The organism is Streptomyces sp. DSM 40868 (genome assembly GCF_011820545.1).
In the GTDB taxonomy this organism is placed as follows: Bacteria; Actinomycetota; Actinomycetes; order Streptomycetales; family Streptomycetaceae; genus Streptomyces; species Streptomyces eurythermus.
This window is the reverse complement of the sequence record NZ_CP050504.1, coordinates 1,975,029-1,988,828: the sequence shown is the minus strand read 5'-3', so window position 1 is coordinate 1,988,828 and position 13,800 is coordinate 1,975,029. Positions and strand designations below refer to the sequence as shown.

Annotated in this window: 15 protein-coding genes and 6 tRNA genes; 13 read left to right on the top strand and 8 right to left on the bottom strand. The window is 71.3% G+C overall.

The features are described 5' to 3' along the window. The first annotated feature begins 54 nt into the window (after positions 1-54). The gene (locus tag HB370_RS08915) at positions 55-354 is read left to right on the top strand and encodes a zf-TFIIB domain-containing protein (RefSeq protein WP_078637490.1); all 300 of its coding nucleotides are present in this window, start codon (positions 55-57) and stop codon (positions 352-354) included. A gap of 52 nt (positions 355-406) precedes the next feature. Here the strand turns inward: HB370_RS08915 and HB370_RS08910 are convergent. The 5 genes from HB370_RS08910 to HB370_RS08890 form a co-directional block, all read right to left on the bottom strand. Further along, positions 407-478: transfer RNA gene (locus HB370_RS08910), tRNA-Val, on the bottom strand. A 29-nt stretch (positions 479-507) separates the two neighbouring features. After that, a tRNA-Val gene (locus HB370_RS08905) sits at positions 508-579 on the bottom strand. A 38-nt stretch (positions 580-617) separates the two neighbouring features. After that, positions 618-689, bottom strand: a tRNA-Val gene (locus tag HB370_RS08900). A 1-nt stretch (position 690) separates the two neighbouring features. After that, positions 691-764: transfer RNA gene (locus tag HB370_RS08895), tRNA-Cys, on the bottom strand. Between the two features lie 38 nt (positions 765-802). Then, a tRNA-Gly gene (locus HB370_RS08890) sits at positions 803-875 on the bottom strand. Positions 876-1,053: 178 nt separating this feature from the next. On the opposite strand from HB370_RS08890, the gene HB370_RS08885 reads away from it, so the two are divergent. The 3 genes from HB370_RS08885 (at position 1,054) to HB370_RS08875 (ending at position 3,861) form a co-directional block, all read left to right on the top strand. Further along, positions 1,054-2,109, top strand: a complete 1,056-nt coding sequence (locus tag HB370_RS08885) for a chorismate-binding protein (RefSeq protein ID WP_030781068.1) — start codon at positions 1,054-1,056, stop codon at positions 2,107-2,109. Further along, positions 2,106-2,927: an aminodeoxychorismate lyase gene (locus HB370_RS08880; protein WP_030781065.1), complete on the top strand. Its 822-nt coding sequence runs from the start codon at positions 2,106-2,108 to the stop codon at positions 2,925-2,927. The genes HB370_RS08885 and HB370_RS08880 overlap by 4 nt, the downstream gene beginning before the upstream one ends. A gap of 109 nt (positions 2,928-3,036) precedes the next feature. After that, positions 3,037-3,861: a GNAT family N-acetyltransferase gene (locus HB370_RS08875; RefSeq protein WP_030781062.1), complete on the top strand. Its 825-nt coding sequence runs from the start codon at positions 3,037-3,039 to the stop codon at positions 3,859-3,861. Between the two features lie 41 nt (positions 3,862-3,902). On the opposite strand, the gene HB370_RS08870 is transcribed toward HB370_RS08875, so the two are convergent. Then, positions 3,903-4,436 carry a DsbA family protein gene (locus HB370_RS08870; protein ID WP_030781059.1) on the bottom strand — a complete coding sequence of 178 codons (534 nt, stop codon included), beginning with the start codon at positions 4,434-4,436 and terminating at the stop codon, positions 3,903-3,905. 185 nt (positions 4,437-4,621) lie between these two features. On the opposite strand from HB370_RS08870, the gene HB370_RS08865 reads away from it, so the two are divergent. Both HB370_RS08865 and HB370_RS08860 read left to right on the top strand, forming a co-directional pair. Continuing rightward, positions 4,622-5,077: a hypothetical protein gene (locus HB370_RS08865; protein ID WP_030781056.1), complete on the top strand. Its 456-nt coding sequence runs from the start codon at positions 4,622-4,624 to the stop codon at positions 5,075-5,077. A gap of 154 nt (positions 5,078-5,231) precedes the next feature. Beyond that, complete coding sequence (locus tag HB370_RS08860) at positions 5,232-5,384, top strand: hypothetical protein (RefSeq protein ID WP_167345734.1); 153 nt, start codon at positions 5,232-5,234, stop codon at positions 5,382-5,384. A gap of 100 nt (positions 5,385-5,484) precedes the next feature. Here HB370_RS08860 and HB370_RS08855 read toward each other — a convergent pair whose 3' ends face one another. After that, positions 5,485-6,045 carry a CGNR zinc finger domain-containing protein gene (locus tag HB370_RS08855; protein WP_030781054.1) on the bottom strand — a complete coding sequence of 187 codons (561 nt, stop codon included), beginning with the start codon at positions 6,043-6,045 and terminating at the stop codon, positions 5,485-5,487. 392 nt (positions 6,046-6,437) lie between these two features. Further along, complete coding sequence (locus tag HB370_RS08850) at positions 6,438-6,851, bottom strand: SsgA family sporulation/cell division regulator (protein WP_010351314.1); 414 nt, start codon at positions 6,849-6,851, stop codon at positions 6,438-6,440. 191 nt (positions 6,852-7,042) lie between these two features. On the opposite strand from HB370_RS08850, the gene HB370_RS08845 reads away from it, so the two are divergent. The 7 genes from HB370_RS08845 (at position 7,043) to HB370_RS08815 (ending at position 13,503) form a co-directional block, all read left to right on the top strand. After that, on the top strand, positions 7,043-7,507 hold the full coding sequence (locus tag HB370_RS08845) for a TIGR02611 family protein (RefSeq protein ID WP_030781050.1): 465 nt from the start codon (positions 7,043-7,045) through the stop codon (positions 7,505-7,507). 88 nt (positions 7,508-7,595) lie between these two features. After that, positions 7,596-7,667 (top strand) — tRNA-Val (locus tag HB370_RS08840). 782 nt (positions 7,668-8,449) lie between these two features. Beyond that, a complete protein-coding gene (locus tag HB370_RS08835; protein WP_030781048.1) occupies positions 8,450-9,517 on the top strand; it encodes an alpha/beta hydrolase in 1,068 nt (355 codons plus the stop codon). 241 nt (positions 9,518-9,758) lie between these two features. Further along, positions 9,759-11,042 carry an extracellular solute-binding protein gene (locus tag HB370_RS08830; protein WP_030781045.1) on the top strand — a complete coding sequence of 428 codons (1,284 nt, stop codon included), beginning with the start codon at positions 9,759-9,761 and terminating at the stop codon, positions 11,040-11,042. A gap of 11 nt (positions 11,043-11,053) precedes the next feature. Next, positions 11,054-12,013, top strand: a complete 960-nt coding sequence (locus HB370_RS08825) for a sugar ABC transporter permease (protein WP_037655462.1) — start codon at positions 11,054-11,056, stop codon at positions 12,011-12,013. Then, complete coding sequence (locus HB370_RS08820; RefSeq protein ID WP_030781042.1) at positions 12,010-12,909, top strand: carbohydrate ABC transporter permease; 900 nt, start codon at positions 12,010-12,012, stop codon at positions 12,907-12,909. Before HB370_RS08825 ends, HB370_RS08820 begins: the two co-directional genes overlap by 4 nt. Before the next feature lie 3 nt (positions 12,910-12,912). Further along, positions 12,913-13,503: a hypothetical protein gene (locus tag HB370_RS08815; RefSeq protein ID WP_030781039.1), complete on the top strand. Its 591-nt coding sequence runs from the start codon at positions 12,913-12,915 to the stop codon at positions 13,501-13,503. Positions 13,504-13,800 lie beyond the last annotated feature (297 nt).

Below are 13,800 nucleotides of genomic sequence, written 5' to 3'. Positions count from 1 at the left end.
GTCTGTCCTGGGGAAGCACGAAGCAGTACCGACCGGCGAGGAGTTGAGCCGAGCATGCAGTGTCCGAAGTGCCATGCGCCGATGCACACCTACAACCGCAACGGCGTCCAGATCGAGCAGTGCAGCGGCTGTCGCGGCATCTTCCTCGACTACGGCGAGCTGGAGGCGCTGACCCGCCTGGAGGCCCAGTGGTCCCAGCCGGCCCCGCCCCCGCCGCCCGCCCCGCAGGCCTACCCCCCGGCGGCCCCGCCCGCGCCCGCCTGGGGCGCCCCGCACGGCGGTCACCACGGCGACCACGGTCACTACGGCCACCACCGCCACAAGAGCTTCGGCCACATGCTGTTCTCCAGCTGAGCACACGAAGAAGCCCCCGGCCGTACGAGACGGCCGGGGGCTCCTTGCTGTGTGGACGATACTGGGATTGAACCAGTGACCTCTTCCGTGTCAGGGAAGCGCTCTCCCGCTGAGCTAATCGTCCGGGAACTGTGACCCGCGAGTCACAGACAGTGCGCGATACTGGGATTGAACCAGTGACCTCTTCCGTGTCAGGGAAGCGCTCTCCCGCTGAGCTAATCGCGCGGGGGACCTTCGAGAAGATCCGGGATCCGAAGATCCAGTGGACGATACTGGGATTGAACCAGTGACCTCTTCCGTGTCAGGGAAGCGCTCTCCCGCTGAGCTAATCGTCCTTGGAGGTGGAGACGGGATTTGAACCCGTGTAGACGGCTTTGCAGGCCGTTGCCTCGCCTCTCGGCCACTCCACCAGGAGTGTAGGGGATCGGGATGACCCCTTCTTCCTTCGAGCGGACGACGAGGCTCGAACTCGCGACCTCAACCTTGGCAAGGTTGCGCTCTACCAACTGAGCTACGTCCGCTTGTCGTTTCGGTCCGCTTCCGCGTCCCGGCGACGTGTTGAACTCTAGCGGATTCCCCGGCCAGTACAAAAACGCGTTTGCGCAGCGTGCTGCGGTGCGCCCCGCGTACCCCGTGGTCAGCGCCCCCCACAGGACATCCCGGGGCCACCCGGCGGACACCCGACCTAGACTCGACCACGTGCTCCACGACCCCTGCCGACTCCCTCCTCTGGCCCGTTTCGGCGACCGTGTCGCCACGGGCCTGCTCGACGTCACCAGCGACCCGGCCGCCCTGGACTCCACCGGCTTCTGGGCCGTCTGCGCCGACTACGAAGGCCGGCTGACCTGCGCCCGCTTCGCGGACGTACGCGAGGAGCCGGTGCCCGCGCCGCGGCCCGGCCGGTGGCAGGGCCCGGAGCCGGGGCAGTGGACGTCCTCCCTGGACCGCGCCGCGTACACGGCGGCCGTCCAGCGCATCCGCGAGCACATCGCGGCCGGCGAGGTCTACCAGGCCAACCTCTGCCGCGTGCTCAGCGCGCCCGCCGCCCCCGGCGCCGACGTGGACGCCCTGACCGCCGTACTGGCCCGCGGCAACCCGGCGCCGTACGCCGGAACGATCCGCCTGCCGGAGCACGGCGTGGAGATCGCCACCGCCTCTCCCGAGCTGTTCCTGCGCCGGCACGGCCGGACCGTCGAGTCGGGCCCGATCAAGGGCACCGGGCGGACCGAGGCGGACCTCCTGGACAAGGACTACGCCGAGAACGTGATGATCGTGGACCTGGTCCGCAACGACATCGGGCGGGTATGCGAGACCGGCAGCGTGACCGTCCCCGACCTGTGCGCGGTCGAGAAGCACCCCGGGCTCGTCCACCTCGTCTCCACCGTGCGCGGCGAGCTGCGCCCCGGCGCCGGCTGGCCCGAGCTGCTGGCCGCGGCCTTCCCGCCCGGCTCGGTCACCGGCGCCCCCAAGTCGAGCGCCATGAGGATCATCGAGGAACTGGAGCCGGCACCGCGCGGCCCCTACTGCGGCGGCATCGGCTGGGTGGACGCCGACCGGGGCACCGGCGAGCTGGCCGTGGGCATACGCACCTTCTGGATCGACCGCTCCGACGCCACCCTGCGCTTCGGCGCGGGCGCCGGCATCACCTGGGGGTCCGACCCGGAAGGGGAGTGGCGGGAGACCGAGCTGAAGGCGGCCCGGCTGCTCGCGGTGGCGTCGGGCGCGTACGAGGGGACCGAGGAGGCCCTCGGATGAGGGTCTGGCTGGACGGCGGGCTGCGCGAGGCGGACACCGCCCGGGTCTCCGTCCTCGACCGCGGCCTGACCGTCGGCGACGGCGTCTTCGAGACCGTGAAGACGGTCCACGGCCGGCCCTTCGCGCTCACCCGGCACCTCGACCGGCTGACCCGCTCCGCCCGCGTCCTCGGCCTGCCGGACCCCGACCACGACGAGATCCGCCGCGCCTGCGCGGCCGTACTGGAGGCCAACCCCATGCCGCTGGGCCGGCTGCGGATCACCTGCACCGGCGGCCACGGCCCGCTCGGCACCGGCCGCGGCGGGCACGGCCCGACCCTGGTGGTCGCCGTCGCCGGGACCGCCCGCCGCCCCGACTCCACCGCGGCGGTCACCGTCCCGTGGACCCGCAACGAGCGCGGCGCCCTCGCCGGCGTGAAGAGCACGTCGTACGCCGAGAATCTCGTCGCCCTCGACCGGGCCCGCCAACTCGGCGCCTCCGAGGCGCTGTTCGGCAACACGGCCGGACGGCTCTGCGAAGGCGCCGCGACGAACGTCTTCGTCGTCCTGGACGGCGAGATCCACACCCCGCCGGTCACCTCCGGCTGTCTGCCCGGCATCACCCGCGCCCTGGTCATCGAGTGGACGGGCGCCCGGGAGACCGACCTGCCGCTGGACGTCCTCCAGCGCGCCGACGAGGTCTTCCTCACCTCGTCCCTGCGGGACGTACAGGCCCTGCACCGCGTCGACGGCCGTGAACTGCCCGGCGCCCAGGGCCCGGTGACCGCCGAGGCGATGCGCGTCTTCGACGAGCGGTCCGGCAGGGACCTGGACCCCTGAGCCGACGACCGGACCGGCGACGGCGAGCCGGGGCCCACCGGACCAGGGGTCGGGGGCCGGGGCCGAAAACCGGCTGACTCGGCCGGCCGGCACGGGTAGAACCTCTGTGATGACGACGACCCTGCGGCCGGCCGAGCCGCTCCGGCAGAACCCCGACGGGACCCGCTCACGGCGCTACGCGGTGTGCGTGAACAGCCGTCCCGTCGGCGAGATCCACCTCGGTACCTCGCCGTCCCTCGGCGACTCCGTGGCCCGCATCATCGACCTGCGGATCGACGAGCCCGACCGGCGGCGCGGGCGGGGCACCGTGGCGGCGCTGGCCGCGGAGGAGGTGGCCCGCGGCTGGGGCTGCGTGCAGCTGGAGGCCATGGTGCCCGTCGCGGCGGACACCGCCCTGAGCCTGTTCCGCACCCTCGGTTACACCGTGCGCAACCGCGGCATGGAGAAGCGCCTGGACGGCACCCCGCCCGCCCTGCCCGCGGGCAGCCGTGCGCGGCCGATGACGGGGGAGGAGTTCGACGCCTGGCTGGAGGCGGAGCGCGAGCAGTTCGCGCGTATGTGGGTCGAGCGCGGCATCCCGGAGGCCGCCGCCCGCGCCAAGTCCCGGGACGACCACGCACGGCTGCTGCCGCACGGCTTGGCGACGGACGGCGTGCTCTTCAGCGTGCTGGAGCACGAGGGCAGTCCGGTGGGCACCCTGTGGGTGGCACTCCAGGAGGGCAAGGCGTTCGTCTTCGACGTGCGGACGTATCCGGCCCACCGGGGCCGGGGACACGGCCGTACGCTCATGCTCCTGGCGGAACAGCAGGCGACCGGCGCCGGCCGCCCGGTCCTGGGCCTCAACGTCTTCGCGGGCAACACCCCCGCCGAGGCCCTGTACACGTCACTCGGCTACGAAACGGTCAGGTATTTCCTGAGCAAGCCCCTGCTGTAGACGGCGCCACCGGGCCGGCACCTCCGCTCCCGGCGCGGTCCTCAGGCCCGCCCGGCGGCGCGGTCGGCCAGCAGGCGGTCCACGATCTGCTCGATGCGTTCGCGCAGGCCCTCCTGGCTCTTGCCGCCGTCGAGACGCTCGCCCCCGATGACGTACGTCGGCGTACCGGTCACGCCGATGGCCTTGCCCTCGGCCTGGTCGGCGTCCACGACCAGGATGTGCCGGCCGTCGATCAACGCGGTGTCGAATTCCTCCGCGTCCAGCCCGAGTTCCCGGGCCACCTCGACCAGGAAGGGTTCCCCCTGACGGTCCAGCTCCGCCACCCGCTCCAGCACGGCCTCCACGTACGGCCAGCCCTTGCCCTGCTCCAGCGCCTCCTCGGCGGCCTGCGCGGCGGCGAAGGAGTGCTTGTGCTTCTCCAGCGGGAAGTGCCGCAGCCGCAGCTCGAGCCGGTCGCCGTAGCGGGCACGCAGGGCGCGTACGTCGTCCAGGGCCGTACGGCAGTCGGGGCACTGCAGCTCGCACCAGACGTCGAGGACGAGGGCATCGGTGCGGGCGGGGGAGGAGTCGCTCATGGCCACCAGTCTTCCAGGCCGGGCGCGGGCGGCCCAACCGGACCTCGGTGCGCGAGCGGGCCGCGTACCGCCACTCCAGTAGGAGAGAACCCGGAGATGTCCCTGATGTCCGGCTGGAGCATGGCCTCGCGGGGATCCGGAGGTGCACGATGGAAGCGACGGACCGAACCCGCCAGGAGGACCGGATGATCGCCGAGACAGTCTGCTCCGCCGTTTCCGCGGCGGGCCTGGGGATCGCGGTGTTCACCGCCTACCGCAGACGCTTCTTGGCGGCGGCCCGCCTCGCGGCCTACTCGCTCGTCCCGGTCGGCCTGGTGATGACCGGGGTCGTCGGCTGGCTCGCCGACACCGCGCTGAGCCCCACCGCCTGGGCGGGCTTCGGAGTGCTCGGCGCGGCCTGGCTCCTGTTCACCGGCACCCGGGCCGTGGAGCGCCGGCGCGGGACGACCGGCGCCGAGCGCAGGGCGGCGAGACGGGAGGAGCGGGACACGGTGGCCCCCGCGGCCACGGCCCCGCCCCTCGGCGGGACGACGGCCGGTCCCTCGGCACGCCCGGCCACTCCTCGGACCACCCCCCGGTCCGCCGGCGCGTCGGAGGACTTCAGCGACATCGAGGCCATCCTCAAGAAGCACGGCATATGACAGTCACATGACTGGCCGAAGGGACACACTGAGTCCCCGGAGCGGCCGGAATCGTTCACCAGCCGGACGAGACCTCACGGTATTCGGCGAACTCCCGCAAGATCTCCAGCGCTGATCGCGACCGGGCACCGGGTACGCCATGATCTGCGGCGAGATGCTGGACACTACACAGAGCGAGGCCGCGCCGCCCAAGGACGAGCCTCGCGGGTGCCTCTTCGCCCTTTCCCAGCCACCGCTGATGATCTTCCTGGCGGTGATCGGGTGTCTGCTGCTCATGGCTGCGCTGCACGATCTGCTGTTGCTGTGAGCCGTACACGTCCGTCCCGGCGCCACCCGCCGGGACCGACGTCGCATCGGGGGCACCGTCCGGGCCGCCCGTGCCGGCCTGCCCCCCCGTCCGCCCCCGCTCAGCCCGCCGCTTCCTTGCGCCGGGCCCGGTAGGCGGCGACATGCAGCCGGTTCCCGCAGGTACGGCTGTCGCAGTAGCGGCGCGAGCGGTTGCGGGAGAGATCCACGAAGGCACGCCGGCAGTCCGGTGCCTCGCAGCGCCGCAGCCGCTCCTGCTCTCCGGCCACCACGAAGAAGGCCAGTGCCATCCCGCAGTCGGCGGCGAGATGGTCGGCCACGGAGGCGCCCGGCGCGAAGTAGTGCATGTGCCAGTCGTAGCCGTCGTGGTCGGTCAGCCGGGGCGTGGTGCCGGCGGCGGCGACCAGCTCGTTGATCATCAGGGCCGCGGACCGGGCGTCCGGGGCCGCGAAGACCGCCGCGAAGCGCCCCCGGAGCCTGCGCACCGCGGAGAGATCCAGCTCCGACAGCACTCCGACATCGCTGATTTTGTGACTTCGTACGAAATCCGTGAGTGCCTGGACGTCGGGCAGACCGTCCGCCGCCGCATCGTCCTCGGGCGCGGAGTTCACCAGATCCACCACGGTGTCGAGGGCGCACCGGGTGTCGTGGGTGATCAGCACGTTTCGCTCCCTGGCCTGGGGGTCGGGCGGGCGCCCGCCGATGCTGGCCGATGGTAGCGACTAGCGCGCCGACCGCACCCGTCCTTCCCCGACCCCGATTGCCGTGAGAACGCCCCCGCGCCGCACGGGGTTCCCGCCGCACCCGTCCGGCCGCACGGCCCCGGCCCGGCCGAACGGACGAGGACGACGGCCGACCGCGCGCCCATCGCCCCCGACCCCGGCATCGCATACGCACAGCGATCGTCCGCTCGCGTATCGCGGCCGGCGACGGCAGGCCGACGCCGCCCGTGAACGCTCACGAGGGCGGCGTCGGTCCGTTGCCGTATGCGGTTGTCTTGGCCCGAGCCGTCTCCCCGAGTGGACGGCGCCGGGCTGCTCGGAAGGGCCGCGGCCTAGTTCTCCGCCAGGATGTGCGAGAGCTCCTGATCCAGGTCGAAGTGCCGGTGCTCCGTGCCGGGCGGCACGGCGGCGTCGGTTCGCTTCAGGAAGGACTCCAGGGCCCGCGCGGGGGCCTCGAGCAGCGCCTCTCCCTCCGGGGAGCTGAGGGCGATGCACACGACGCCCTGACCATGGCTGCGGGATGGCCAGACGCGGACGTCGCCGGTGCCGGTGGGCCGGTGCAGGCCCTCGGCGAGGAGGTCGCGGGCGAACACCCACTCGACGGTCTCCTCGGCTCCGGTGTGGAAGGTGGCGTGCACGGCGTAGGGGTCGGCCGTGTCGTACCGCAGGCCTGCGGGGACAGGCAGGGAGGACTCGCTCGACACAACGAGGCGCAGGTGCAGCTCGCAGCTGACCGTGGTGTTCATAAGCGCCAGGGCCTTTCGCTCAGTGTGCGCTCGGGGATTCGCACGTCGGCGAAATCGACATGCCACCTACGGTGCCGTTGTAAACCCCTCTGAGGGTTTTGGGTGTGTTTACGTAACTCTTCCGGCCGAGAACTCGTACCGGATCTACCACCATTCCGGTGACTGGTTTCACTCGGGTAGGGTTTGTCTATATGAATACGGGGAGTGACGAACCGGGCGAGGTCGCCGTGGCATCGGACAGGACCAAGACAGACCGGCAGGAGACCGCCGACGGAGCCGGGAGCGGGCTGGGCTCACGGGCGCCGGAATTCATCAAGTCCCGCCGGCTCCTCCACCTGAGCTGGCAGGTCGGGGTCTTCGTGGTCGGCCTCGCGGTGGTCGTCGCGGGCATCATCATGCTGCCGCTGCCCGGGCCCGGCTGGGTCGTGATCTTCGGCGGCATGGCGATCTGGGCGACCGAGTTCGTCTGGGCCCAGCTCGTGCTCCGCTGGACCAAACGCAAGGTCACCGAGGCGGCCCAGCGGGCCCTCGACCCCAAGGTGCGCCGACGCAACATCACCCTCACCGTGATCGGACTGGTGATCATCGGCGTGCTCGCCGGGATCTACCTGTGGAAGTTCGGCCTCGTCATGCCCTGGAAGATCAAGGACCAGTGACGCGGGCTCCGGGGGGCCGGCGGCGTCCGCGGCCCGGCCCCCTGGTCGGAAGCACCCCCTGACATGGGGTAATGTTCTTCCTGCGCCCGGGCGATTAGCTCAGTGGGAGAGCGCTTCGTTCACACCGAAGAGGTCACTGGTTCGAACCCAGTATCGCCCACCCCGGACCGACGGCCCATCTGCGACAGGCAGATGGGCCGTCGTCGTATCCGCGCCGGTACGGGCGGGCGTACGGCGGCGGGGAGGCGCGGTCGGCGGTCGGGCGCCGGGCAAGCGGTTCGCCGGGCGCTCCTCCGCCCCCGGAGCCTCAGGGCCCCTCTGACGCCGCTCGGCCGGGCCTCCTGGTCCTTCGCCCTGGTGTGCGTACGTCGGCGCTTGCGGGGTTGGGTATCGGGCCTGCGGGGGCCTCGGGCGTGGGGCGTCGGGCTCACGAAGGGTGACTGGTGCGACGCACAGGCGTAGCCAAGGGCCGTCGGCCGTGATGGGCCTCCCCCTCACCACCAAGAGGGCGCGTTTTGCCGAACCGGCAACAACCCTCGTCCCGGCCCCGTCACCCACCTGATCATCGTGTTCAGGGCCCCGAGCAAGAGCCACCCACCGTCCTCCGACACCCGCCCGCCCGTACCCACGCCTCCAGCCCCCGGATCCGTTCCGACCGGCCTTTCGCGAGCCGCGCCCGACACCGGCCGGCCTTCAGTGCGCCGGCCCGCTCGGCCCGCTCCCGGCGCGCCCAACCGTCCCGCCCCGCCCGGCACCAGCCCTGCCCCGCTGCCCGCCCCAGGGCCGACCGAGGGCACCTGCGACCCCCAGGACCTTCCCGCGCGCGGCAGGCCCACACCTCGTAAGACATCCACCCCACACCCCCCGGAACCCCCACCCCTCAGGACCGCACCCCGACCCAACCACCCGCCCACCCCAGCTCTCACAACTTCAGGAGTTCCCGTGCCGCCCACCGCCTCCTCCACCCTCACCCACCGTCTCGTCCCCTCCCCGGCCGGCCGTATCCACCTGGTCGAGCAGGGCAGCGGGCCCTTGGTGCTGTTGCTGCACGGCTTCCCGGAGTCCTGGTACGCCTGGCGGCACCAGCTGGCGGCGCTCGCCTCGGCCGGCTACCGCGCGGTGGCGATCGATGTGCGGGGGTACGGCCGTTCGTCCAAGCCGGAGGCCGTGGAGGCGTACCGGATGCTCGACCTGGTCGCGGACAACGTCGCCGTGGTGGAGGGGCTGGGTGAGCGTTCCGCCGTGGTCGTCGGGCACGACTGGGGCGCGACGATCGCCGCCATGTCCACGCTGACCAGGCCGGACGTGTTCCGGGCCGTAGGGCTGCTCGGTGTGCCGTACACCCCGCCCGGCGGCCCCCGCCCCAGCGAGGTCTTCGCCCGCATGGGCGGAGCCGGCGCGGACGACGAGCCCGGTGTCGAGCGGCCCGGCGCCGACCAGCCCGGCGTCCACCCGCACCCCCACTCCCACCCGCGCCCCCAGGAGTTCTACATCTCCTACTTCCAGCAGCCCGGCCGGGCCGAAGCCGAGATGGAGCCCGATGTGCGCGGCTGGCTCGCGGGCTTCTACGCGGCGCTGTCCGCCGACACCATGCCCGCCCCCGGCGCTCCCGACCCGCACTTCACCGGGGCCGGCGGGACGCTGCGCGAGTGTTTCCCCGTCGGCGTGCTGCCGTCCTGGCTGGGGGAGCGGGACCTCGACGTCTTGGCCGGCGAGTTCGAGCGGACGGGGATGACCGGGGCCCTGAACCGGTACCGGAACATGGACCGGGACTGGGCCGACCTGGCCGATTGGGCGGGGCGGCCGATCACGCGGCCCTCGCTGTTCATCGGGGGTGAGCGGGACGCCTCCCTCGCCTGGCTGGCCGATGCCGTCAAGGCTTTCCCCGAGACGCTGCCCGGCCTGCTCGGTTCGCACATCCTGGACGGTTGCGGGCACTTCGTCCAGCAGGAGCGCCCGGAGGAGACGAACCGGATCCTGCTCGACTGGCTGGCCTCCCTGCCCGCCTGATTCCCCGTCCGGTTCGTTCGGCCCGTCGGCCACGCTTCCCCCACCAGTGGGAACGGCCGGCGGGCCGGCCCGTTTCCGGTGGTGGGAGCGGGCAGCGGGCCGGTCGGCCGGTCCGGGCGCCCGCAAGAAAATCCTGTCCGGGTCATTGACGCACCCCTGGCCCCTTCGTACCTTGTGCCAGCAAGCGCTTACTTGAAACGATTCATGCGCGTGGCGGAGATGCTGCGGGGAGGGCCCGACTGTGGGAACCAGGAATCTTGACAGGCGTACGATCCTGAAGGCGGCCGGGGCGTCGGCGGCCACGCTCGGGCTCGCCGCGACCACCGGCTGCGGCGGCGGAAGCGGCTCCGGAAACGGCACGGTGACGATCCGTTACTCCTGGTGGGGTGCCGAGGAGCGGGCCAAGAAGATCAATCAGTCCATCGCCCTCTTCGAGCAGAAATACCCCAAGATCAAGGTCAAGACCGATTTCCAGACGTATGACTCGTTCTGGGAGAAGTTCCAGACCCAGGCAGCCGGCGGAAACCCCCCGGACGTTTTCCAAAACGCCGTCACTTTCCTCAGGAAGTACGACAAGCGCGGAATTCTCCTCGATCTCAAGCCTCAGGTGGAGGCCGGGAATCTGAGTCTGGATCACTTCCGCGCGGGCGTCACGAAGGTCGGCGAGGTCGACGGCAAACAGCTCGGGATTCCGGTCGGCTCCAACACCATGTCACTCGTCATCGACAAGAAGCTCTTCCGGAAGGCGGGCGTCGAACCCCGGCCGGGCTGGACCTGGGACGAGTACTTCAAGGCCCTGAAGACCATCCACGACAAGACGCGGGTCCCCGGGGACACCGGCTACTTCACCATCATGTACCTGTACGACCTCTACCTGCGCCAGAACGGCAAGGCGTTCTTCACCGACGACGGACTCGGCTTCGACAAGGCCGACCTGACGGAGTGGTGGACGGACGGCCTGGGCCGGGTCAGGGCCGGAGTCGTCACCGACCCCAAGGTCGTCCAGCAGGACAAGCCCAAGTCCTCCCTCTCCGCCGGCCACGGCGCCTCGGAGTTCACCTGGGACAACTTCACCGTCCGCTACTCGGCCGAGGGCGACAGCGAGTACGGCCTCGCGCCCATCCCCACCACGGACGGCAAGCACACCGGCCAGTACCTCGCCTCCCTGATGCTCAGCGCCTCCGCCCGCACCTCGCACCCCAAGGAGGTCGCGCAGTTCATCGACTTCATGGTCCACGACCCCCGGGTCGGCAAGATCATGGGCTACGACCGCGGCATCCTCACCACCACCGAGCAGTTCGCGGCCTACAAGCCGGCCGACGCGGTCAACAAGGAGATCGCGCGGTACGAGGAGGACACCGCCAAGGCAGGCATCCTCGGCGCGATCACCCCGCACCCTTCCGGTGCCGACACCATCGAGGCCGCCTTCCTGCGCCTCGGCGGAGACCTCGGACAGGGCAAGTCCAAGGTCTCCGACGCGGTGAAGCAGTTCTTCACCGAGGCCGAAGCCGCCTTCCAGGCCTGATGGGAAACGCCGTGACGCTCGTCAAGGACTCCGTGCCCGCGACCCGCGGCGCGCGCCGGGCCGCCACCGCGAGGACGGGGCGGCCGGGCCGGCGGCGGGAGAACCTCGCCGGCTATCTGTTCATGTCCCCCTGGATCGCCGGGTTCCTGCTGCTGACCGCGGGCCCGATGATCGCCTCCCTCTACTTCGCGTTCACCGACTACAACCTCTTCACCAGCCCCAAGTGGGTCGGTCTCGACAACTTCACCAAGATGTTCGACGACCCGCGCTGGCAGAAGTCGGTGGAGGTGACGGCCAAGTACGTCGTCATCGGCACCCCGCTCAAGCTGCTGCTCGCCCTCGGCGTCGCCCTGCTCCTCGCGCAGAGCCGCCGCGGCCAGGCCTTCTACCGGGCCGCCTTCTACGCCCCCTCGCTCATCGGCGCGAGCGTCTCGGTCGGCTTCGTCTGGCGCTCGCTGTTCTCCGACGGCGCCGTCGTGGACCGTACGCAGACCTTCCTCGGCTTCCACGTCGGCGGCTGGGTCGGCAACGCCGACTGGGTGATGTACTCCCTGGTCGCGCTGACCGTCTGGCAGTTCGGGGCGCCCATGGTCATCTTCCTGGCCGGACTCAAGCAGGTGCCCAGGGAACTCTACGAAGCGGCCGAGATGGACGGCGCCGGACCCTTCCGCAGGTTCTGGAACATCACCCTGCCGATGATCTCCCCGGTGCTCTTCTTCAACGTGCTGCTGGAGACCATCCACTCGTTCCAGATCTTCGGCTCGGCCTACGTCGTCTCCAACACCGCCTGCGGACCGGCCGACGCCACGCTCGTCTACACCTGCTACCTGTACCAGCAGGGCTTCAAGAACGCCCAGATGGGCTTCGCCTCCGCCATGGCCTGGATGCTGCTGCTCGCCGTGGCCCTGGTGACGGCCGTCCTCTTCTGGTCCCAGAAGAAGTGGGTGCACTACGAGGAGGACGCCCGATGAGCGCCACCACCACCAAGGCCCCGGTGCGCACGGCCGGCACCCGGACCCCGGGCCCCGGCCGCCGGCGGGCCGGCTCCCTCGCCTGGCACCTCGGCGCCCTGCTGATCCTGGCCGTCATCCTCTACCCGGTCGTCTGGGTGATCGGCGCCTCGTTCAAGCCCAGCAAGGACATCATCAACAGCCTCACGCTGTTCCCGTCCCACCCCATCCTGTCCAACTTCAAGGGCCTCGCCGACGGCATAGCGGACATCAGGATCTGGACGTTCTTCCAGAACTCCCTGCTCTACGCGGGCGGCGCGGTCGCCGGCGTCCTGGTCTCCTGCTCGCTGACCGCCTACGCCTTCGCGCGCATCAAGTTCGCCGGCCGCAACCTGCTGTTCTCCCTCATGATCGGCACGCTCCTGCTGCCGTACCACGTGCTGCTGATCCCGCAGTACGTGATGTTCCAGAAGCTGGAGCTGGTCAACACCTACGTCCCGCTGCTGATCGGCAAGTACCTCGCCACCGAGGCCTTCTTCGTCTTCCTCATGGTGCAGTTCATGCGGAACCTGCCCCGGGAACTGGACGAGGCCGCCCGCCTGGACGGCTGCGGGCACCTGCGCACCTACTGGTCGATCGTGCTGCCGCTGTGCCGGCCCGCGCTCATCACCAGCGCGATCTTCACCTTCATCAACGCCTGGAACGACTTCATGGGTCCGCTGATCTACCTCAACGAGCCCGGCAAGTACACCGTCTCCCTGGGCCTGATGATGTTCCGCGACTCCGACGGCGTGGCCGCCAACTACGGCGGCATGATCGCCATGTCGCTGGTCGCGCTGCTGCCGGTGCTGCTGTTCTTCCTCGCCTTCCAGCGCTATCTCATCGACGGCATGGCGACCTCCGGACTGAAGGGCTGAACCATGTCCCAAGCTCGGGTGCGGCCGCGCCGGGAGTCCGGGTTCGCGGAGCGGTACGGCGTCTTCGCCGAGTCCCTGCTGACCGGGGTGTGGATCGCGGTGGCCTGCCTCGGCGTGGTCACCTACCCGGCCGCGTTCGCCGCCGGCGCCCGGCACCTGCGCCGGCGCACCGGCCACCAGGGCGGCGGCTGGCGGGAGTTCACCGCCGACTTCCGCTCCGCGCTGCGCGGGGGATGGGCCGTCGGCGCCGCCGGCTGGGTCGCCGTGGTGGTCGCCTGGCTGGACGTCCGGGCCGTACGCGCCGGACTGCCCGGCGGGCCCCTGGTCGGGGCCGTGGGACTGCTCGCGCTGCTCGGGCTGGCGGTGGCCGGGCTGCGGGCGGCGGCGGTGTGGGCGCCCGGGGAGCGCTGGCGGGTCCTGCTCGCCGAAGCCGGGCGGCGTACCGTACGGGATCCCGCGGGCTCCTTCCTGCTGGTCGGCGGAGCCGTCCTGACCTGTTGTTCGGCCCTGCTCATCGCCCCGCTGGCGGTCCCCGTGCTGGGAGTCGTGGCAGGGGCGGCCGTCGCCGTCGAGGAGCGTTACCGCCGCCGCTGACCCCGGCCCCGTCGGTCTCGGCGGTGGCCCGCGGAGCGTGGCCGCACCGGAAGACCGGCACCGCCCCACATTCCGGAGCCGCCGGAACCAGCGGCCACCGGACACCGACGCCTGCGGCTGCCGAAGACCGACGCCCCGGAGCCCGCGGCCCCGGTCCCCGATTCCGCCGAACGGGAGGTCCGCCGGAGCCGGGCGTGGCTGAGCGGGCCGTTCCCGGACCCGGGCGGCACTGCACGACCCGGCCCCGGGGAGCCGGGCAACCGACGGATCCACACCACCTTCTCGGCCCCCCGCGCC

Bases quoted from the DNA above. Each gene is read 5' to 3' on its own strand.
- HB370_RS08915 (WP_078637490.1), top strand. From the start codon at position 55: ATGCAGTGTCCGAAGTGCCATGCGCCGATGCACACCTACAACCGCAAC.
- HB370_RS08880 (WP_030781065.1), top strand. From the start codon at position 2,106: ATGAGGGTCTGGCTGGACGGCGGGCTGCGCGAGGCGGACACCGCCCGG.
- HB370_RS08875 (WP_030781062.1), top strand. From the start codon at position 3,037: ATGACGACGACCCTGCGGCCGGCCGAGCCGCTCCGGCAGAACCCCGAC.
- HB370_RS08870 (WP_030781059.1), bottom strand. From the start codon at position 4,436: ATGAGCGACTCCTCCCCCGCCCGCACCGATGCCCTCGTCCTCGACGTC.
- HB370_RS08865 (WP_030781056.1), top strand. From the start codon at position 4,622: ATGATCGCCGAGACAGTCTGCTCCGCCGTTTCCGCGGCGGGCCTGGGG.
- HB370_RS08860 (WP_167345734.1), top strand. From the start codon at position 5,232: ATGCTGGACACTACACAGAGCGAGGCCGCGCCGCCCAAGGACGAGCCT.
- HB370_RS08850 (WP_010351314.1), bottom strand. From the start codon at position 6,851: ATGAACACCACGGTCAGCTGCGAGCTGCACCTGCGCCTCGTTGTGTCG.
- HB370_RS08845 (WP_030781050.1), top strand. From the start codon at position 7,043: ATGAATACGGGGAGTGACGAACCGGGCGAGGTCGCCGTGGCATCGGAC.
- HB370_RS08820 (WP_030781042.1), top strand. From the start codon at position 12,010: ATGAGCGCCACCACCACCAAGGCCCCGGTGCGCACGGCCGGCACCCGG.
- HB370_RS08815 (WP_030781039.1), top strand. From the start codon at position 12,913: ATGTCCCAAGCTCGGGTGCGGCCGCGCCGGGAGTCCGGGTTCGCGGAG.